Raw genomic sequence first — 18619 nt, 5'->3', positions numbered from 1 at the left:
CTGCTGTTCGCTGACGCGAACCGGCCGCTAGGAGTCTAGCTGGGAGACGATCGGCGCAATAGCCATCCCGCTCCCAGCCCGTGACCTCTACGCCCCTACGTGCTTTGTCAGAGCCTTCACTAGGGCGGCTTCCTTATCTATCAGACCTCGGCCTGCCTTGGAGGCACCGCTAGCGAGGAGAGCTTGTTCGAAAACCTCGTACTCTAACGGTTCCATGTACAGGATCACGCAACGTGTCCCATCGACTGGCACACCGTCCTGCATCAGGATCTTGAGTTCCCGAACAGTGCTAGCCTGGGCCAGATCCAGCAGTAGTTGGAAATTGGAGCCGTCGACGTGATCTGCGATTACCTTTAGCTTTGTCCAGCCGATGAACGCGAGACGGTTCTCATCAATATCGAGACTGCTGAAAGCTCGATCAATCTTTGCGTAATAATAGGCTCGACGAAGGCTCACACCCACGAGCTTGGCGATCTCCGCAAATTGCTCGGGTGCGTTGTCTTGGATCTCACGGAAGTATTTTGCGATTCGTAGAAAACTGTCGCCCATGTGGTCCGCGGCGACCTGCCCTCTCGGATCTGATGGCTTACTCATACTCTCTCAACTCCTATGATTGTTTGTGAGAGGAGCGTGAGTCACTGTCCGGGGTGGGACAATGTTATTGGCTAATGGCCTTCAAAAAAAATATGGCCGAAATGCACCACTAGCGATCACCGGCTAGCTCGGCGACAGGTAGTTTGGCGGCCGGGGCATTTGTGGCGAGTCCCCTCGCACGCAGAGCGGCGTCGGCTCCGGCATATCCCACTGCCAGCAAGAGCGCCGTCTCTTCCTCGCTAAAGCTGTTCAGCCGCGTCCTCATCGTTGCCGCCCTTCGCACGTCATCCGCTGAAACGGAGAGCGCTCCATCAAGGCCATAGGCATCGATCGGCGTGTCGATGCTCCAATTAGCAACGTTCCGCTGCCCAAGGTTACTCATCCCGAATAGGATGCGCCGCCTGGAATTCTCCGCCTGCTGCTGGACAAGATTGAGCGTGCGCAACGTCTGACCGATCCACCTGCCGGTCGGGCTGCCGAGTTCGGGCACGGTCTTGCCTGCGTTGCTGACGAGAACGGTGCGGCAGCGTTTCCACACGCGCTCGAGCCCGAGATTGTCGTAGACACCGCCGTCGGAAAGAATGGCGCGCTCCGTGAAGGGTGCGCGGTGAAGGTCGGCGCCGACTGTCGTTTTGACGGAACCGGGCGCGAACGCGATACGCACCGGCGAGAGAAACGGCGGAAACGCGGATGATGCGGCTACGACGCGCGCAATAGGGATCTGCGGCACGTCGATGCGCCCTACTCTGAAGTCCGCGGCGTAGGCTTTGGCAAAGCGCCATCCGCTGCCGGTCTGGAGATTGGTCGCCATGAAGGTAAAGCGCGGCGTATCGGGGATGTCCTGAAGACCTGCCCCCTTGAAGAGGTGGCGATCATAGGACGCCGCCACGCTGTCGGCCGCGCTGCAACCCGGCAGGAGCCCAAAGGCAATCGCTTTGAGATCGACCGGAACCCGCGAGAACCTCAAGAGCGGTTCAGCGACTTCCGCGTGGAAGTTGACCGCTGTGCCCTGCTCATCGAACAGGAGCCGCTTCCAGGCGACAGCGAGCATGCCCGCCGTGATCGAGCCGCCCGAGACGCTCGCGATCTCCTGCAATCGCGGGAGCAGCCCTAGCTCATTAAGGCGGATCAAGGCCCCGACATGATAGATCGTCGCGCGAAAACCGCCGCCCGACAGGCATAGCCCGATCATGTCCTCCAGCTTGCGCGCCTGCACGAGATCGCCATCGCCGGCGTTGGCGGAGAACAGGGAGTGAATGTCGCGAGCCGGGGACGGACTGTTCATGCCGCCGCCCCCGGCGAGAGCGGATCAGCGCCGGATGATGCGCTGTCGGCGATCATGAAAGCGAATGTGCCGTTGTCAGCGGCAATGGCCATGACCGCCGGAAGATCTTCCGCTTCCAACTCGCTGCGCAGCCAGGACAGCTGGTTTAGGTCCGTCGCGCTCGGCATCGGAGACGAGCCGAGCGGATGGGAATGCCATTCGCCGACATAGCGAAGCTGGTGCTGGGATGCGGCTGCAGCCTGCGCGACACTGCCGCCAAGACCAGAGACGCCGCGCTCGAAAGCTGTCACAGACTCGCGGCTGTCGTCCGGTGCCGGCAAGGCGTGGGCGACATGGATCGAACGGCGGCTGACATCGGTGATGCCAAGCAGCACCCCGCCGGTTTCCGAGGGCAGGCGGTTGCTCCTGTAACGCGACAGAGTATCCAGTACGCCGCGATCATACGTAATGGTCCATGGCGCGAACGGCAGTCGCACGACAGGCGACGGTTCGTACGCGGTGAGAGTGACTTCCATGTTTTCCGACAAAGTCCATACCCGGATGCTGGGGCTCTCGTTGGCAAGAGCCATTCTGACGCCTTTCGCGGCGATGGCGCTCAGGAGTGCCGCCCGTGTTGCCGGAATGCGGTTGGTGAGCGAACGGCAAGACCCGCTGTATCGAAGCCCCAGCAGGTTTATCTTGAGATGATCCGCGAGTGCCGGGCTGGAGAGGTGCAGGCCGTGATATTGGGCTTCAAGGTCGCGCATCGTTATCGCGCGGCCGGCTCCCTCGGCGAGCACGACGACGGCGGTGCCCGCGGGATTGAAAAAGACGCAGACGCGTCGCCCTTTCACGCCGTCCATATCTGAAAGGTAGCGCGACACGGCAACGGATGCGGATGCGTCGAGCACGACATCAGCCATGGCGAAAGCGGACTCAACGTTCTGCTTCACATCCTCGGGCAGCGCCATGACGTTGCATTCCGCAGCGGAAACAGGCTCTCCCAGCAGCGCTGATAACTGGCGCGCGAGCGCCTTGGCCTTGGGCGCCCCGACATCCCATGGAAGCAGGGAGTGACGCGCAAGATTATGAGGAAGCAGGTAGTCGTGGTCGATGACGGTCCAGGAAAACGCGCCCTCTCGGGCAAGATCGACCGCGAGCTGCGAGCCTATCGCGCCTGCGCCGACAAGGACGACCCGGCGCAGATCTTGCGGGGCAGCGCCAGCCACCGCCGTCGCGAGGGCGCGGTCAAAGGCGATATGGGCATCGGCTGGCTCGACAAGGACGTCTTCGCCCCGCGCACTCGGGTTGGCGCCGACTAGAGCAAAATAGCCTTGATCTCCGTCGCTGGTCGTGTTGGACGCAATCACGCCGAGCTTTGCGCCAATCTCGCCGGCAGTATCAAAGGATGCAAAGGCCTTGAGATCGATAGTCGCGCTCTCGCCGCCGCCCTGCACCGGGAAGGCGACGACAATCGCAAGCCGCGAGGAGAGCCGGCGCTGGTTGTCATTGTTCGACCCGGCCCAGCCCGTGATAGCTCCGCGCAGCTCTTTCAGAAGATCGATGCCGCAGCGATCCAGCTCGACTGCGAGGTCGGCAAGATTGGCCGGAGCCTGGCGAAGGCTTCCCATGGCCTGGGGTGACGCATGAAATGACAGAACCACGAACCGGGGTCCGCCAGCCTGCCCTGTCGGCTCGAGCTGCGTGATGATCATGCGCTGGTTGTCCGGCCGCACGAAGCCGATGAGCTCGTGCGGCTTTTCGCCTGCGGTCAGCGCTTCGACGGGGACGACGATGGAGAGCGGGTCTTTGAAAAAGAGCGGGTCGGGCGGGCGCGCGTCTTCGTGAAGATCGCCGCTTGCGGCCTTCGAAAGCCAGGTCTGGATGCGTCGCACCAGGTCCGCTGGCGTTGTTGTGAGCTGCGTCTCGATCCAGGGGCGGTCATCGACACAGAGCGATTTCGGAGATCCTTCCGGCGTCAGGTTCTGATGGGGCGTGTCCGGGAAGTCGTCCCGAAGCGCAAGAACGCGGGGCTGACCGCCGGTAAGGGGAAAGACGACCGCAACAGTCTCGGTTCCCCTGATCGGATCGGCAAGGTCCTGCGGCCGCTCGACATCGACTTCTAAGGAAACAGCTTCGTAGCCTGTCTCCTCGTCGCGTCTGAGCGCGGAGAGCCGAACGCCGGTCCCTAGCCCGCTTTGAATCCACGCTGCCAGCGCCCGTGCAGGCGCGGCGCGAAGTTCATCTAGGCTTTGCAGGGCGACGCCGAACGCGGCCCACCACGGGTGCAGCGGCATCGCATCACCCCGCCCGCGCGGGCTGCGAGATGATGCTTGCCGCACCCGTTACAGGCAGCACCAACTTGGCGCCACGATCGGTGATTTCGACTTTAGACGGGCGCGGCCTGCTGGAGGTCGGCAAGTCCATTGTGACCTTGAACTGGCCGTCGGCGCCATTGGCGACACGGCGGTAATAGGCACCTGCCTGACGATGCGGCGGCTGCACGTCGTCATCTTCCAATGAGCCTTTCACCGGCATCGGCTTGCTGGTGGACATCATGATGTGGCGCTCCTGGCCCTGCGTCTCGCAGAGCCATTCCACGTGCTCGGTCGGCTCGGTTTCGTCATCTCCCTTCTCGGGGCCGATTGCGGTGTACGAGCAGTGATGCGGCACCTTGAAGATATCCCAGACCAGGCGGTCCTCGCGCCCATGGCGCTTGGTCGTCCTGACGATCTGGTCGATGGAGTCGTAGTTGATGTCGGACATGAAGAGCGCGCGGGTATAGCGGCCGCCCTCCAGGAACGTGACCTGGAAGACTACGCTGTCCTGGTTGCGGTCGATGATCTGGTTGTCGTCCTGACGCCAACCGAACGGGCTGTGAATAAAGAACTCGGCTCGCTCGGGGCCGAAGATCGAGTAGCCTGGCACGGTCTGACCCGCGTCCGTGATGAGGTGAGCGCGGGATTCGAGCGTAAGGCCATTGGCTTCAAGCCAGTCCTTGAGCTTCGCCGGGCGCGAGAACACGCGGATGCCGTAGCCCTTCTTGAGGCGATGCCGCGCTTCCTGCCGCACGATGCGAGCGCTGTCCGCGCACCCCTCTTCGAGGATCGCGGCGGCAGGCACCCACAACTCCTTGATCTTCACCCGGCCCTCGCCCTGGTACTTAGCGGCGTGATCGAGCCAGAAGAAATCGCCGGCGCCGCAGCAATGGTCATCATCAAGGTGCGTGAAGCAGACCACGTCGTAGTCATCGCGCTTTGCCTGCCGGAGGTCCGCCCAGAGTTCGTCGGGAAGATCGACGCGCTTGTCGTTCGGGTCGTTGGGATTGCGCATGTCGGCGTAGTCGATGAGCAGCTTCCTGCCGTCCGCGAGGTCGATGCGGGAGCAATCGGCATTGGCGAGAGGATGGAACGTAATGGTGGCAGTCATGGAAAAGCCCTCCAGTATGATTTTGCTGAAATGAATGGCCCGCGCTCAGTGCTTGCGGTCACGGGGCGGGAACGGATCGTTGCCGGGTGCAACCGTGTCCGAGTCGCGCCAGCGCCCGTCCCGGTCCTGAACCCGGACTTCCCCTCCCCCCAAACCGCTGACGGTCTGCTTGGCGGTGCGTTCGGCATCGGCCTGCCGGTCGTGGATGCTGCTGGCGCGGTCAGCGCCTGCTTTTTTCACGGCCCAGCCTTCCGGATGCCGGACCACAAAGCGATCGTTCTTGGACATGGCTCGTCCCCCTTGTGAACACATTCGTACTACTTAATCTGTACGATCCGGTTTGTCAACTGGACTGGTACGAAACCGTATGGTAGGCTAAAAATAAGTAGTATTATCAACGAGCTAAAAATAAGGAGCCTGGGCCCATGTCACTGGCGGTAAAGCTGAAACAACTCCGAATCGCCAGGGGGAAGTCGCTTCAAGAGCTTGCCGACGAGGTTGGGGCCTCCAAGGCGCACATCTGGGATCTGGAGACCGGGCGCAGCAAGAATCCGTCGATCGAGTTGCTCACCAAGCTGGCCAACGCTTTGAAGGCGAGCATTGCCGACCTCGTCGGCGAGAACCCGACGGGCGAAGCTGAGGACCCCGAAGTCGTCGCCATGTATCGGGAGCTAAAGGACCTGACGCCAGAGGACCGCGCAGCGATCCAGGGCATCATCGATCACTTCAAGAACCGAAAGAAGCCGTCATGAAGATTACCCGGCTCGACCTTGATGACACCGGATCGCCTGAGGGGCTGATCACCAAGATCTTGAAGGCGGAGCCGGACCTCCCTATTCCCGTGCCGGTCGAAGAGCTGGCGCAGTGCTTCGACATCACGGATATCGCAGTTCTCACGACGGAGGGCTACGAGGGAGGGCTTATCACTGACGATTGCAAGAGCGAAGGCGTCATCCTGGTCAATGCCACTGCGCGGCGAGGACGCCGCCGCTTCACGATCGGCCACGAGCTCGGGCATTTCTTGATCCCCACGCATCGTCCCGCGAAGAGCGGCCAGTTCTTGTGCTCACGCGAAGATATGCGCAGGTGGTCGGCGCAGGAGAACGACGCCTACGCGCGCATGGAGATTGAAGCAAACCGCTTCTCGGCTTTGCTTCTGATGCCGCCGCCAAAACTGCGGATTGCGATGGGCAAATTTGGCGAACCAGACCTTGCTCACATCACACAGCTCGCGGACCACTTCGATGTCAGCAAAGAGCCTGCGGCGCGCGCCTACGCGACCTATCACGACCAGCCAATAGCGATTGCGGTCGCGAAGGACGGCATCGTGCTGCGGATCTACAAGCAAACAAAGTTCCCGAGGATTGGAGTGTCGTACGGCGCTCCTGTGCCGCGAAACTCGCTGTTCCACTACGCCGCGAATAGTGGGCAGAAGATTACGGACATTCGCCAGAACGGCGCCGAGCTTTGGCTTGAATCCGACTGGGGCAAGCGACTCCCGACGCTCTATGAACAAGTCTTCTATCAGCAGGAGGGCTTCGCGCTCATCATGCTGTGGGTCGACGCGGACAATGACTGCGATGAAGAAGAAATCGATGATGACGAGGGTCGAACATCGAAGGAGCGTCTGCGCTTCCGCCGGGATGTACATCGACGCTAGTTGTAAGGCTTCTTCGGCAGTGGGTTGTCGGGCGGACTCGCTACTTTGCGGCTTCACAATAGCTAACTCGAAGTTCTCAGGCCTTTTAAGGCCGCAGTTATTACTTATCGGCTTCAGTCGCTCCCGGCCCGATTAGCTCGCAACCTCACGCGCGTTGGGAGCAGGATGCATATGGCCTCTATGCCGTGCTATGCGGTCGAGGCCGTTGCGTACCGCCAACGATACGTTGACTGTGATACGGCCTACTGCGTTGCGGTCAGCCGCTCGCGCCGTCTCGTTCACTCTCGCGCCCAGGGAAAAAGTCTCCGGGTTTTCCGGGTCGTGGGAAGCCATTTCGGACGCCGACGTAAATTTGACTTCGCTATCGCGTCCCCAACCGTCCATGCGACCAGCGTAGGATCTCGGCTCTTTGGCGCTATCCCACGGGTTGAGGATTGGTGTGCCGGACAGAACGGCGACGTAGACGTGAGTCCTGTCGACAATCTGCACGAGCGCGTCACTGTCGAGAGCCTGGCCAGGCGTGTATATGTCGCGATGTCGGATGAGGGCGCGATGAAACCAGTAGTCGTTGTCGCCGGAGTCAGAAGGTATTTGTTTCCAGGCTGCCCGCGGCAGCCCTCTGGCGAGTGAGCCGAGCCCACTCGGAACCTCGCCGTCGATGGTGTTAAACTCATTGTAGACGAGCGCCGCCGCAAGGCGCGCGGCAGCGTAGAGCGGCACGCCTGCGGCCGCGAACCCGCCGATGACAGCGGCGCGTTTCGCCATCTCAATGTTCCGGCGATCCGGCAACAACTCCGGATCCGGAGACCTCGCGTTGAGGTCGGCGAGGTGCTGCCAGGCGCGTTTCGTCATGTCGCCTGCGATTGCCAAGTCTGCGTAGCTAAAGGCGTCTTCTCTTTGTGCCATACCAACACTTTCGTACCCATAGAGTACGAAGTCAATTGTTTCGTACCTATAGGGTGCGAAATCCAGGCATGGAGCGCGGGTGCCGACGCCCTCTTTGGCGCGCCAATCCCATATAACGTTGCGACCGGGGCCAGTATCGCTGCCCCGCATCACCACCTATTCGACTTCCCCTCACGAGCGGACCGCCCCCCGCGAGCCCGGCTCCGGCGGAGCATCCGATCGCTGGCCATGCGCAAAGCGCTCCGATGACAATGCACGTGCAAAATGCATTGCTGCCTGCAGAACGCAGCGGCGAGGACAGCCGAGTGATTGAAGAGTTCTTTCAGATTGCCTCGGCAACGAGAGCACCGGCAGAGATCGAGGCACATCGTGCATATGTGCCCAACGAGAGTGACGACGAAGCCCTTATCCAACTGACGAAGGGCCTCCTCTCAATTTTCAAGCCCACTCCCGGCGTGTGTTTCATGATGAATGCACTCCTCGCTTCTGGGATTCGCAAGCACACAGGCTTGCCCGTCGCCGTCGCCGTCGGAGATTTTTTTGCCGGCCCACATCAGGTCTTCGCCACGCAGCCAAACCAAGACTGGTCCGAAATCGGCAAGTCGAGCGGCACCATTGATGGGCACGCCTGGATTCAAATCGGTGAGCGCATGATCGAAGCATCTGTCCTGCGTACGATCAGACTCGGAGGTGTTGCGCCAGAAGTCGTCGAGATCACTCATCGCGAGCTTGGCGAAAACCGGGGTGCTATTTTCGGAAGATTCCCGATCATCCAGCCATTCTTCTACCGGCCGCGCTATGTGATGACCCAAGATCAAGAGGACATACTGGCAGCCTCCGCATACAGCCAATTCGTCGCGTCGGCAGAGGACACAAACGCGGGGACTTCAGACAACATTCGAAAATTATAGAAGCGCCACCACAACATAAAAGTTCTCATCTTCATCCGCTTCGGCGCGCCATTTCACCATCGAGGATTCGAACTCTCGACCCTGCCTGTGAGCGGCGCGGGGTTTAATCCCAGCAAGAGAATCCCGTGAACGCAATCGGGAAGAGCGCGTAGGATGCTACGATCAACTTGACTGGTTTTCACAGCGCCCGGTGCCGCTTTTCGTGACCGTATGTGGAGAACCCATGAGCATTGCCTACAACTTCAAGGACCATGTTGCGCTGGTCACTGGCGCGGCCTCCGGCATGGGACTGGCGACCGCACGGGCTTTCGCGAATGCGGGGGCGGCTGTCACGTTGGCGGACATCAGCGAGGACGCTCTGCGGAAGGCCGTGGTCGAGATCAAGTCGGCCGGCGGCAATGCGATCGGCGTGCTCTGCGACGTGTCTGACGAATCTCAGGTGGCAGCCATGGTGGAACGCACCGTTGCTACCTTTGGCCGTCTTGATGCCGCTTTCAATAATGCGGGCGTACAGGCTCCGGCGTCCGATGTGGCAGACCAGCCGGCGGAGGCCTTTGACCGGGTGAACGCCATCAATCTGCGTGGCGTCTGGGCCTGCGTGAAGCACGAACTTTTGCAGATGCGGAAGCAAGGCAGCGGAGCGATCGTCAACTGCTCGTCGATTGGTGGGTTGACGGGCCGAGCCCAGCTTGCTGCCTATCACGCCTCCAAGCATGGCGTGATAGGCCTGACGCGTAGCGTGGCGCTCGAATACGCCGAGCGTGGTATACGCGTCAACGCGGTGTGCCCTGGAACCATCGACACGCCCATGGTTGCGGACATGCTGGATCGCGGAATGCTGGCGATGGACGATCTCCTGCGCGATCTGCCGATGAAGCGCTTGGGGCGAGGCGAAGAAATCGCCGACGCCGTGCTCTGGCTATGCAGCACTGGCTCGACTTTCGTGACTGGCCAGGCACTGGCCGTCGATGGCGGATTTACCGTGCAGTGATTGTGAGGGATGGGCGCAATTCGCCCCGTTCACCTCGCGGCCCGGATTAACTGGGAGCTCAAGATGAAATCCGTCATTAGCTCAATCTCGCGCCGGGCGTTGTTGGGAGTTGCCATGGTCATCACCTTCCTGCCTCAACCGGTTCGTGCTCAGGAAGGCAGAGACCCGGCAAGTCAGGAGCCGACGGACGTGAGAATCAGGATGACTTTCAACGGTCAGACGATGACCGCAACCCTCTACGACAACCCATCGGCTCGTGACTTCGCATCGATGTTGCCTTGGACCTCACGATCGACAACTACGCCAACAACGAGAAGATCGCCTACCTCCCGCGCAAGCTCACGGAAGATGGCAGTGGCCCCTTCAGCAACGAGCAGCCCGGCGACCTCTGCTACTTCAAGCCCTGGGGTAACCTGGCGCTGTTCTACGCCGGCTACAGGTACTCCGAAGGACTGATCAGGCTTGGTCGCTTCGACGACGGCTTCGAGCCTCTCCTCACGCGCGGTGAATTTCCCCTGCGCATCGAACTCATCCAGTAATTGACCAGCAGCAGGTTTTGAGACGTCGATAACCCCAAGATTTCGAACCCACCGGCGCAATCATCAAGCTCTCTGACACCCGCCTCTGCGGTGTGGACCGGTGGCCTTCGAGAGCATCAATCCGCCAGCATGCACTCCGATTTAGGTCGCTCAAGCCGTCGACGATGACAACCGTTTGACCGCTGGCCACTCAAGATCAGACGCGCCCTTTGAAGAGTTGTTGCCGAAAATGTCCTAAGTGCTAGGTCCGCTAGCGGGATGAAACGTTGATAATAGCATTTCAAAGGCGACAACTGCGCACATGACCGCTCGTGGCCCTTCGCGACCTGGGTCGACTGGCGACGATGGCCGCAGTTGCGCTCAGAGCGAAGCTGGCTCGTTTGGGCTTACGACCTAGTGCGTGATCAGCGGCATCAGCGCCTTGGTGATGTAGTTGTTGCCGGCGAGGACGTCGCCGCGGCTGAGCGCTTCGTCGCCGCCGTTTACGTCGGTGACGAGGCCGCCCGCTTCGCGCACGAGCACGATGCCGGCCGCGAGATCCCACGCCTTGAGGCCGCGCTCCCAGTAGCCGTCATAGCGACCGGCCGCGATGTAGGCCATGTCGAGGGCGGCCGAGCCGGAGCGGCGCAGGCCCGCGACTTCGACCATGACGGTCTTCATCTCGTCGAGGAAGCGCGGATGGCCCGGGCGGCCGCGATGGGGAATGCCCGTGACGACGACGGCATCGGCCAGCGTCTTGCGGGCCGCGACGCGCAGGCGGCGGCGATCGTTGAGGAACGCGCCTTTGCCCTTCTCGGCGGTGAAGAGTTCGTCGGTCGCGGGATTGTAGACGACGCCCGCCACCATGACGCCCTCACGCTCGAGGCCGATCGAGATCGCGAAATGCGGGATGCCGTGCAGGAAGTTGGTCGTGCCATCGAGCGGGTCGACGATCCAGCGGTGGGTCTCGTCGTCGCCTCTGAGTTCGCCGCGCTCTTCCATCAGGAAGCTGTAGCCGGGACGCGCCTTGGCGAGCTCTTTGTAGATGATGTCTTCGGCCTTGTGATCGGCGGCGCTGACGAAGTTGGCCGGGCCCTTGACCGACACTTGTAACTGCTCGACCTCGCCGAAATCGCGTGCGAGGGAGCGGCCGGCCTTGCGGGCGGCCGAAATCATGACGTTCATCAGTGCGGAAGCTGGCATGAGCGGCGGGATCTCAACGACAAATCGGCTGCGGGACGGTGGCGGCCAGGGGTTGGGTGGCCATGCCGGGTTCAGGCGTGTCCGTCAACCCTTTTCGCGGCCGGCGTGGTTAGTGCCGCAGGCAACTCGCGTCTTGCGCAGCGGGCGCTTGGTTCTTTGCGCCGGAGGCGACCGACCATTTGCGCCGAAGGCGCTTGGCCCTACGGCATGACTTGTTTCTTCTCCCGCCACTCGACGGCGGCGGCTTCGGCCTTGGCGCGGTCGGCCTCGGGGAGGGCGGCGATAAACAGGTCGAGCTTGTCGTCGGTGATGCCCGAGGTCTTGGCGATCAAGCGCCATTTGGCGGCTTCGACCGGGCTCGCCTCCACGCCGACGCCTTCCAGGTAGACGTTGGCCAGACGGTTCTGAGCCCCCGCAACGCCCTTATTGGCCGAGGACATGAGGTACGGGATGGCTTTTTCCGCGTCGGCGGTCAGGCCGCGGCCGCGCAGCAGCATGACGGCGTAGTCGTATTCGGCGGCAGGAAGGCCCTGGGCGGCGGCCTTGGAACTCCAGCGCGCGGCTTCGAGCGCGTCGTTCGGGACGCCGCGGCCATCGAGATAGAGGGCGGCAAGATCGTACTGGGCGGCGGCGATGCCTTTTTCAGCGGCATACTTGATGTGCTGGGCGGCGCGGTAGGGGTTTTCCGGCTTGCCGTTGCCACGCAGGAACAGGAGCCCGAGGTTATAATTGGCGAGCGGATCGCCGGTCGCGGCCGCCTTCTCGAACATCTCGGCGGCGAGGTTCATGTCCTTGGCGACGCCACGGCCATCCGCGAGCATGGTGCCGAGGGCCAGCATGCCCGCAGTATCGCCCAGCTCGGCGGCACGGGCGTACCAGCGCGCGGCGGTGGCTTCGTCCTTGGGTACGCCGAGGCCGTCCCCGTAGATGCGCCCGATCAGCGTGTGGGCCTGCGGGTCGTTGCGACCGGCGGCTTGCTCGGCCAGCTCAAGCGCCGTCAGATAGCGGCCCTGGTCGAACGCGATATAGGCCGTCTCGTCGGACTGCGGCAGTGTTTGCGGCTCGCTCTTGAGTTCGGGCGAGGCGGGGAGTTCGGGCGAGGCGGAGCGAGCCGCCTCTTTCAGGGCCTGCGGCAGGTACGGGGTCAGCATGCCGGTGGCGGCCAGTCCGCCGGCCACGCCGAGGCAAAGCCCGACGCCGCCCAGAATGGCGAGGTGGACCTGCTTCACGAGCGCGCTCCCGCTGTGGTGGCGACCGGCGCGCCGATCGCGTCGAGGATTGCGGCGGCCCATTCGGCGACCGGCCCTGCATCGGCGTCCGTACGCGGCAGCCGGACAGAGATGAAGTCCGGGTTCGCGGCGGCGATGCGCGCGGCGTCCTCGGCGGTTTCGACGCCGACCGCGACGACCGGCACGACAAACAAGTCGGACCACCAGCCGACAAGGGAGACTTGTGATTCTTCGCTGTCGCTGTCGCCGTTCTCGGCGGCGCCGGCCGGTCCAAAGGCGACGTAGTCGGCCCCGGCCTCGCCCAGCATCATCGCGTCATGGCGCGAGACGCCGCCATCGGCGCCCACGATGGATCCCTCGGCAAGGCCGGCGCGGGCGGCGCGGTAGGCGTCATCGATGTCTGCGCGCGGGGTGAGGTGGACGCCATCAGCGCCGATGGCGCGCGCGGTCCGCCAGTCGTCGACGATCAGCGTTGCGACGCTCTTGCGCTGGGCCATCTGAACGAGCGCGCGGGCGGCGGCGGGATCGATGGCCGCGCCGTCCGGTCCGTCGAGCATGAGGGTCGCGGCGCGGGTGGCCTCGAGCGCGGCTTCGACCCGCGCGAGCCATTCGGGCCCCGCGAGCGCCTCGGCCGCGAGGCACAGCCCTGGAAATGTTGGTTGTCTTGTCATGACTGTCGCTTATCGGGCTCGTGTTTTCGGTCTTGAGGTTCGCGCGAGCGTATCGGTCCCAATTCGGGCGGAAAAGAGTTTCCGGCGCTCGTGGCGAAGTTGCACGGGAGAGGTTTGCCTACGCGGTCTTACGCCTATCCCGTTTGTTGCTTTCTAGGTATTGTCTTAGGCGAATCTAGAGTTAACGGGCCGGCGGCGCAGTTTGCGCTTCGCGACGGCCGTTGTCGTTATTTGGCGCGCGACCAGCGTTTCAGGCGAGCGCTAGTGTCTTGCTTTATCGCATTTTCTTACGACGAAGCGGTATCCGCCGCGTCGGAAAATGCTCCACGTGAGGGCGGAAGCCCTCGGGGTTTGTCACGACGGCGGAAGACGCGGGGTGAGGGGCTTATCGTTCGCGATAACCTTATGACCGGGCATGAAATAGCCATGCTCTGTCGTCACGTGTCTGGCTGGTTTGACTTGCTCGACGTCCGAGACGGGGTGCGCGTTTGCTTCGACGGAGCCGATTTGATGCTCAGTATTTTCCCTTCGCCTACGAGTAAAGTAACAACAGCGTTCGTGATGCTTGCGCTGGGCGTGTCCCAGGCCGGGGCCGAAACGCCAACCGGCGCAGCGCCGACGACCCAGGCGCAATCGGCGCCGACGACGACGGGCGCGCTTCCGTCTCAACAGAATTCCGCAGCGTCACCGGTTGCTCCGAGCGCGCCAGCGGCGAAGGACGCTGCTCCGTCCGCGCAGGCGGCGACGCCGACACAGGGGTCCGCTGCGAATGCGGTTGCGAATGCCGTGGCGCCGACGGCGCCCGCCGCTCCGAGCGCGACGACGACGACACCAGCAGCGACGACTCCAACCACGACTCCGGCGGCAACGACGCCGAGTACTTCGCCGACGGCGACGACAACGCCCGCCGCCACACCGCCTGCGGATGCGCAGACGGCCTCGCCTTCAACTCCAACACCGCCTCCGGCTGCCACGGCCACGACGCCTCCGGCTGCTTCTGCTCAACAGCCTCCGGCTGCGGTGGCGACACCCGAGGCTCAACCGGCAACTCCGCCTGCCGCTGCAGCGACCGCGCCGCCTGCTGCAACTCCGCCTGTGGGCACCGCAACACCGCCTGCGGCGGTTGCAACTCCGGCCGCGCCGCCCGTCGATCCCGTCATCATGGCGACGCGGACATGGCTCGGAAACGCCGCCAACGCGAAGGGCGCCAACAAGGACGACGCCGCAGCCGCTGTGGCCTTCTACGCCGCGCGTGCGGAGGCGCCGCTCTGGGTCGACAGCAGCGGTTTCAACGCCAAGGCCAAGAGTGCCATGGACGAAGTGCGCAAGGCGGACGAGTGGGGGCTTTCAGCCGCCGCGTTCGATCTGCCCTCCGTCAGCGGGACGTCGCCCGACGCGCTCGCGGACGCCGAAGGCAAGCTCACGCTGCAGCTTTTGAAATACGCGCGCTTCGCACGTGGCGGCCGGGTCAATCCGCAGTCGCTGAGCCGCATTCTCGACATGACGCCGCCGATCAAGGATCCGAACGCCGTGCTCACGGAGCTTGCGGCGGCATCGTCGCCGGACACCTATCTGCAGGGTCTGCATCCGCAGCACACGGGCTTCAAAAACCTCCGCAAGGCGTTGCTCGCCGCGCGCGGACCGTCGAAGCCGGAGGTGGAAATCGATCCGGCGCTGAAGATCAGCATTCCGGCCACCAAGGCCACTTTGAAGAAGGGCGTGGATGCGCCGGAAGTCGCGCTGGTGCGCCAGCGGCTCAAGGTGGCGGCCGAGGCCGGAACTCCGGAAACGCTGTTCGACGAAAAGCTCGAACTCGCTCTCAAAGCGTTCCAGGTCGAGCGCGGCATCAAGGCGACGGGCCAACTTTCGGGTGCGACGCGCGTCTCGCTCAATCGCGAGGTGGAGAACCAGAAGGCACCCGACCCCGAGCGCGACACACTGCGTCTCGTGCTCAACATGGAGCGCTGGCGCTGGATGCCGGAGCACCTGGGCAAGGTCCACGTCGAGAACAACATTCCGGAGTTCATGACGCGCGTCTACAAGGGCGAGGACCTGCTCTTCAAGGAACGCATCATCGTCGGACTGCCCGCATGGGCGACGCCGGTGTTCTCGGCCGATATGGAATTCGTCGGCTTCAACCCCTCGTGGGGCATGCCTGACGGCATCAAGATGCGGGAGCTGCAGCCGCGTTTGAAGGCGATCGGCGGCAACGACTTCTTTTCCCAGCTGTTCGGCGGTGGCAGTGGTGGCGGCGCGTCGATCCGTGCTTACGGGCTCAACGTGTATCGCGGCGGAAAGCAGATCGATCCAGACAGCGTCGATTGGTCGAAAGAGGACGTTCGCAACTACAGCTTCGTGCAGCCACCGGGCGGCAAGAATCCGCTGGGCATCGTGAAGTTCCGTTTCCCGAACAAGCATGACGTCTACATGCACGACACGATCGAGCGGCCGTTGTTCGCGCAGTCCAACCGCGCGCTGTCGCACGGCTGCATCCGTGTGCAGAACCCGAAGGGGTTTGCGGCAGTGATGCTGGCCGAGGGCAACGGCTACAACGAGCAGCAGGTCGCCAACGCGATCGCAGGCGGGGGCGAGATCCATCTCGACTACAAGATCCCGGTGCACATGACCTACTTCACCGCCGTCGCGGATGAGAGCGGAAGGGTTTCGTCCTACGCCGACATCTACGGGCACGATGGCAAACTCGCCGCGGCGCTGACGGGGCGTACGCTGCGGCTCGACCCGGTTGTCGAGATGTCGTCTTCGGACGGTGGAGACGATGCGGCGCCGGTCGCGGAGGGCAGCAAGCAGACCTCCAACAAGCGTAAGAAGAAAACCTATCAGGCGCCCGACACGCTGGCCGATGCGATCTCCGGCTTCTGGCTAAACTGATCGGCTCGCGATTCTGAACGGTTTGTTGAGGCGCGCGCGTGCGCGCAGAAACAGGCAAGGCGCAACGAGGGGGGCTCGTCACGCCTTGCTGCTCACCTTCGACCGATGGCCAAAGGCTATCCGAGTTGGATTGATGGGATAACGGCTGGCAAGGTCCATTTGTTCCGCGCGGACCCGCGAAAATTTCAGCGCAACGCGCGGTAGGGCCTCACAACTTCCGGTGTGCAAAGCAAAAAGACGACGAACCTTTCGGTCTGCCGTCTTTTCATTGCGTCGCTTGCCGATTTTGCGAGCTAGGCCGCTTTTTCCTGCTTCGCGTCCCATTTGCCGAGCGCGGCGAGGCTGTTCATGCGCGCGCGATGGGCGAAGGCGCGTTGTCCCGCGGCGACGTTCTCGGTCTTGCCGCCCCAGGCATTGAGGGCTGCCGCCTGAAGGGCGCGGCCGTAGGAGAACGTCAGCGCCCACGGCAGGTTGCCGGCTGCGTTCATCAATGAGAGATGCTGGGTCGCAACCTCGTCGGACTGGCCGCCCGACAGGAAGGCGATGCCGGGCACCGACGCGGGCACGGTCGCCTTGAGGACGCGAAGCGTCTTGTCGGCGACTTCCTCGGGCGAGGCTTGGCGCGCGCTCTTCTGGCCGGCGATGACCATGTTCGGCTTCAGGATCATGCCTTCAAGAGAGACGCGGGCGTCGTAGAGCTCGCGGAAGACCGTGCGGAGCGTCCATTCCGTGACGCGGTAGCACTCGTCGATGTCGTGGGCGGCGTGGGGGCCATCCATCAGCACTTCGGGCTCGACGATGGGGACGATGCCGGCCTCCTGGCAGAGGATGGCGTAGCGGGCGAGCGCGTGGGCGTTCGCCTTGACGCAGTTCCAGGTCGGCAGTCCGTCGGCGATGGTGATGACGGCGCGCCATTTGGCGAAGCGCGCGCCGAGCTTGTGGTACTCGGCCAGGCGCTCGCGCAGTCCGTCGAGGCCTTCCGTGATGGTCTCGATGTTGGACGTCGGGCCGGCGAGCGGCTTGGCGCCCGTATCCACCTTGATGCCGGGGATGGAGCCCGCGGCGCGCATGACGTCGACGAGGGTGGTGCCGTCCTTGGCCTTCTGGCGGATGGTCTCGTCATAAAGGATGACGCCGGAGACGTAGTTTTTCATCGCGTCCGAGGAGCGGAACAGCATCTCGCGGTAGTCGCGGCGGGAGTCTTCGGTCGACGTTACCGAGATCGAATCGAAGCGCTTCTTGATGGTGGCCGAGCTTTCGTCTGCAGCCAGGATACCCTTGCCAGGCGCGACCATGGCTTGGGCGATATCTTCGAGCTTCTCAGTCATGGGCCTCTCGTTTCGTTTGCAGGGTTCAGGATGGGCCAGCGGGGACACTGCCTCAGGCGGCCGTAAGTTTCTTCAGGACGTCTTCCGAGACCTCGAAGTTGGCGAACACGTTCTGGACGTCGTCGTCGTCCTCGAGGGCGGCGATCAGTTTCAGGATGCTCTGGGCGTTGTCCTCGTCGACCTCGGACGTGAGGTTGGGTTTCCAGATGGCGCGGACGCTCTCGGGCTCGCCGAGCTTTTCCTCGAGCGCCGCGGCGATGGTGCCGAGGCTGTCGAACGCGCACATGACGACGTGGCCGTTGGCGTCGGACGAAGCGTCGTCGGCGCCGGCATCGATGGCGGCTTCGAGGATCGCGTCAGGCGTACCGGCGGCGGCCTTGAAGCGGATTTCACCCGCGTGCTCGAACATGTGTGCGACCGCGCCGGTCGCCGCGAGGTTGCCGCCGTTTTTCGTGAAGGCCGCGCGCACGGCGCCACCGGTGCGGTTGCGGTTGTCGGTCAGGGCTTCGGCGATGACGGCGACGCCGCCCGGCGCATAGCCTTCGTAGCGGATCGCCTCATAGGCCTCGCTGTCGCCGCCCTGGGCCTTCTTGATGGCGCGCTCGATGTTGTCTTTCGGCATGTTCTCGGCGCGGGCGCTCTGGATGGCGAGGCGGAGGCGCGGGTTCATCGAGGGGTCGGGAGAGCCGGTTTTGGCGGCAACCGTGATTTCGCGTGCGATCTTGGTGAACATCTTGGCGCGGGCCGCATCCTTGCGGCCCTTCTTGTGCATGATGTTCTTGAATGCTGAATGGCCAGCCATGTGCGGTCCCGGACTTTAGGGCCCGGGATGCGACCCAGGCGTGGTGCGTCCGACTTAATGAGCGGCCGTCCGGCCCCGGTCAACCCCCCTGGAGCCGTTACGGTTTTGCTGGACCCGCGGAACGGCTCCAGGTTTTTGATTGGTCGTGCTTCTTCTCGGACACGTTGGCCTGCATGGCTCCGCCATGACCGGCTCCCACTTTTCCGGAAGCACTCTAGGGGCCG

Annotated in this window: 17 protein-coding genes and 1 pseudogene; 6 read left to right on the top strand and 12 right to left on the bottom strand. The window is 63.1% G+C overall.

The window, feature by feature from the left end:
* Window positions 1-87: 87 nt before the first annotated feature.
* From ACTIFK_RS12365 to ACTIFK_RS12345, 5 genes are all read right to left on the bottom strand, one after another.
* Window positions 88-594, bottom strand: a complete 507-nt coding sequence (locus ACTIFK_RS12365) for a hypothetical protein (protein WP_439543377.1) — start codon at window positions 592-594, stop codon at window positions 88-90.
* Between the two features lie 109 nt (window positions 595-703).
* The gene (locus tag ACTIFK_RS12360) at window positions 704-1879 is read right to left on the bottom strand and encodes a patatin-like phospholipase family protein (protein WP_439543376.1); all 1176 of its coding nucleotides are present in this window, start codon (window positions 1877-1879) and stop codon (window positions 704-706) included.
* A complete protein-coding gene (locus tag ACTIFK_RS12355; protein ID WP_439543375.1) occupies window positions 1876-4155 on the bottom strand; it encodes a ThiF family adenylyltransferase in 2280 nt (759 codons plus the stop codon). The genes ACTIFK_RS12360 and ACTIFK_RS12355 overlap by 4 nt, the downstream gene beginning before the upstream one ends.
* A gap of 4 nt (window positions 4156-4159) precedes the next feature.
* Window positions 4160-5287 carry a hypothetical protein gene (locus ACTIFK_RS12350; RefSeq protein ID WP_439543374.1) on the bottom strand — a complete coding sequence of 376 codons (1128 nt, stop codon included), beginning with the start codon at window positions 5285-5287 and terminating at the stop codon, window positions 4160-4162.
* 45 nt (window positions 5288-5332) lie between these two features.
* Window positions 5333-5575: a DUF2188 domain-containing protein gene (locus tag ACTIFK_RS12345; protein WP_439543373.1), complete on the bottom strand. Its 243-nt coding sequence runs from the start codon at window positions 5573-5575 to the stop codon at window positions 5333-5335.
* A 137-nt stretch (window positions 5576-5712) separates the two neighbouring features.
* Here ACTIFK_RS12345 and ACTIFK_RS12340 point away from each other — a divergent pair, with 137 nt between their 5' ends.
* On the top strand, window positions 5713-6039 hold the full coding sequence (locus tag ACTIFK_RS12340) for a helix-turn-helix domain-containing protein (protein WP_439543372.1): 327 nt from the start codon (window positions 5713-5715) through the stop codon (window positions 6037-6039).
* On the top strand, window positions 6036-6947 hold the full coding sequence (locus ACTIFK_RS12335) for an ImmA/IrrE family metallo-endopeptidase (protein WP_439543371.1): 912 nt from the start codon (window positions 6036-6038) through the stop codon (window positions 6945-6947). Before ACTIFK_RS12340 ends, ACTIFK_RS12335 begins: the two co-directional genes overlap by 4 nt.
* 132 nt (window positions 6948-7079) lie before the next feature.
* Here ACTIFK_RS12335 and ACTIFK_RS12330 read toward each other — a convergent pair whose 3' ends face one another.
* Window positions 7080-8003, bottom strand: a complete 924-nt coding sequence (locus tag ACTIFK_RS12330; RefSeq protein ID WP_439543370.1) for a hypothetical protein — start codon at window positions 8001-8003, stop codon at window positions 7080-7082.
* 95 nt (window positions 8004-8098) lie between these two features.
* On the opposite strand from ACTIFK_RS12330, the gene ACTIFK_RS12325 reads away from it, so the two are divergent.
* From ACTIFK_RS12325 to ACTIFK_RS12315, 3 genes and pseudogenes are all read left to right on the top strand, one after another.
* Window positions 8099-8764, top strand: coding sequence for a hypothetical protein (locus ACTIFK_RS12325; RefSeq protein ID WP_439543369.1), 666 nt, complete (start codon window positions 8099-8101; stop codon window positions 8762-8764).
* Between the two features lie 223 nt (window positions 8765-8987).
* Window positions 8988-9755 carry an SDR family NAD(P)-dependent oxidoreductase gene (locus ACTIFK_RS12320; RefSeq protein WP_439543368.1) on the top strand — a complete coding sequence of 256 codons (768 nt, stop codon included), beginning with the start codon at window positions 8988-8990 and terminating at the stop codon, window positions 9753-9755.
* Between the two features lie 63 nt (window positions 9756-9818).
* Window positions 9819-10294 (top strand): annotated as a pseudogene (locus ACTIFK_RS12315) (cyclophilin-like fold protein).
* Window positions 10295-10687: 393 nt separating this feature from the next.
* On the opposite strand, the gene ACTIFK_RS12310 reads toward ACTIFK_RS12315, so the two are convergent.
* The 4 genes from ACTIFK_RS12310 to ACTIFK_RS12295 form a co-directional block, all read right to left on the bottom strand.
* On the bottom strand, window positions 10688-11476 hold the full coding sequence (locus ACTIFK_RS12310; protein WP_439543367.1) for an inositol monophosphatase family protein: 789 nt from the start codon (window positions 11474-11476) through the stop codon (window positions 10688-10690).
* Between the two features lie 200 nt (window positions 11477-11676).
* Entirely contained in the window at window positions 11677-12705 is a 1029-nt protein-coding gene (locus ACTIFK_RS12305; RefSeq protein ID WP_439543366.1) for a tetratricopeptide repeat protein, read from the bottom strand.
* On the bottom strand, window positions 12702-13376 hold the full coding sequence (locus tag ACTIFK_RS12300; RefSeq protein WP_439543365.1) for a thiamine phosphate synthase: 675 nt from the start codon (window positions 13374-13376) through the stop codon (window positions 12702-12704). Before ACTIFK_RS12300 ends, ACTIFK_RS12305 begins: the two co-directional genes overlap by 4 nt.
* A gap of 665 nt (window positions 13377-14041) precedes the next feature.
* The gene (locus tag ACTIFK_RS12295; protein WP_439543364.1) at window positions 14042-14356 is read right to left on the bottom strand and encodes a hypothetical protein; all 315 of its coding nucleotides are present in this window, start codon (window positions 14354-14356) and stop codon (window positions 14042-14044) included.
* A gap of 181 nt (window positions 14357-14537) precedes the next feature.
* On the opposite strand from ACTIFK_RS12295, the gene ACTIFK_RS12290 reads away from it, so the two are divergent.
* The gene (locus ACTIFK_RS12290; protein WP_439543363.1) at window positions 14538-16265 is read left to right on the top strand and encodes a L,D-transpeptidase family protein; all 1728 of its coding nucleotides are present in this window, start codon (window positions 14538-14540) and stop codon (window positions 16263-16265) included.
* 293 nt (window positions 16266-16558) lie between these two features.
* On the opposite strand, the gene ACTIFK_RS12285 is transcribed toward ACTIFK_RS12290, so the two are convergent.
* Together ACTIFK_RS12285 and ACTIFK_RS12280 are read right to left on the bottom strand one after the other, a co-directional pair.
* Window positions 16559-17593 (bottom strand): class I fructose-bisphosphate aldolase, encoded by a 1035-nt coding sequence (locus ACTIFK_RS12285; protein WP_439543362.1) that lies wholly within the window; start codon window positions 17591-17593, stop codon window positions 16559-16561.
* A gap of 52 nt (window positions 17594-17645) precedes the next feature.
* On the bottom strand, window positions 17646-18395 hold the full coding sequence (locus ACTIFK_RS12280; protein ID WP_439543361.1) for a YebC/PmpR family DNA-binding transcriptional regulator: 750 nt from the start codon (window positions 18393-18395) through the stop codon (window positions 17646-17648).
* Window positions 18396-18619: the final 224 nt, after the last annotated feature.

The organism is Hyphomicrobium sp. (genome assembly GCF_051860585.1).
Classification (GTDB): domain Bacteria; phylum Pseudomonadota; class Alphaproteobacteria; order Rhizobiales; family Hyphomicrobiaceae; genus Hyphomicrobium_C.
The sequence above is the reverse complement of the archived record's forward strand: the minus strand, read 5'-3'. Positions and strand labels throughout refer to the sequence as shown.

What these genes read in the sequence shown, in the direction of transcription:
- ACTIFK_RS12365 (WP_439543377.1), bottom strand. Translation starts at nt 594, where the DNA reads ATGAGTAAGCCATCAGATCCGAGAGGGCAGGTCGCCGCGGACCACATG.
- ACTIFK_RS12360 (WP_439543376.1), bottom strand. Translation starts at nt 1,879, where the DNA reads ATGAACAGTCCGTCCCCGGCTCGCGACATTCACTCCCTGTTCTCCGCC.
- ACTIFK_RS12355 (WP_439543375.1), bottom strand. Translation starts at nt 4,155, where the DNA reads ATGCCGCTGCACCCGTGGTGGGCCGCGTTCGGCGTCGCCCTGCAAAGC.
- ACTIFK_RS12350 (WP_439543374.1), bottom strand. Translation starts at nt 5,287, where the DNA reads ATGACTGCCACCATTACGTTCCATCCTCTCGCCAATGCCGATTGCTCC.
- ACTIFK_RS12345 (WP_439543373.1), bottom strand. Translation starts at nt 5,575, where the DNA reads ATGTCCAAGAACGATCGCTTTGTGGTCCGGCATCCGGAAGGCTGGGCC.
- ACTIFK_RS12340 (WP_439543372.1), top strand. Translation starts at nt 5,713, where the DNA reads ATGTCACTGGCGGTAAAGCTGAAACAACTCCGAATCGCCAGGGGGAAG.
- ACTIFK_RS12335 (WP_439543371.1), top strand. Translation starts at nt 6,036, where the DNA reads ATGAAGATTACCCGGCTCGACCTTGATGACACCGGATCGCCTGAGGGG.
- ACTIFK_RS12330 (WP_439543370.1), bottom strand. Translation starts at nt 8,003, where the DNA reads ATGCGGGGCAGCGATACTGGCCCCGGTCGCAACGTTATATGGGATTGG.
- ACTIFK_RS12325 (WP_439543369.1), top strand. Translation starts at nt 8,099, where the DNA reads ATGACAATGCACGTGCAAAATGCATTGCTGCCTGCAGAACGCAGCGGC.
- ACTIFK_RS12320 (WP_439543368.1), top strand. Translation starts at nt 8,988, where the DNA reads ATGAGCATTGCCTACAACTTCAAGGACCATGTTGCGCTGGTCACTGGC.
- ACTIFK_RS12310 (WP_439543367.1), bottom strand. Translation starts at nt 11,476, where the DNA reads ATGCCAGCTTCCGCACTGATGAACGTCATGATTTCGGCCGCCCGCAAG.
- ACTIFK_RS12300 (WP_439543365.1), bottom strand. Translation starts at nt 13,376, where the DNA reads ATGACAAGACAACCAACATTTCCAGGGCTGTGCCTCGCGGCCGAGGCG.
- ACTIFK_RS12290 (WP_439543363.1), top strand. Translation starts at nt 14,538, where the DNA reads ATGGCGACGCGGACATGGCTCGGAAACGCCGCCAACGCGAAGGGCGCC.
- ACTIFK_RS12285 (WP_439543362.1), bottom strand. Translation starts at nt 17,593, where the DNA reads ATGACTGAGAAGCTCGAAGATATCGCCCAAGCCATGGTCGCGCCTGGC.
- ACTIFK_RS12280 (WP_439543361.1), bottom strand. Translation starts at nt 18,395, where the DNA reads ATGGCTGGCCATTCAGCATTCAAGAACATCATGCACAAGAAGGGCCGC.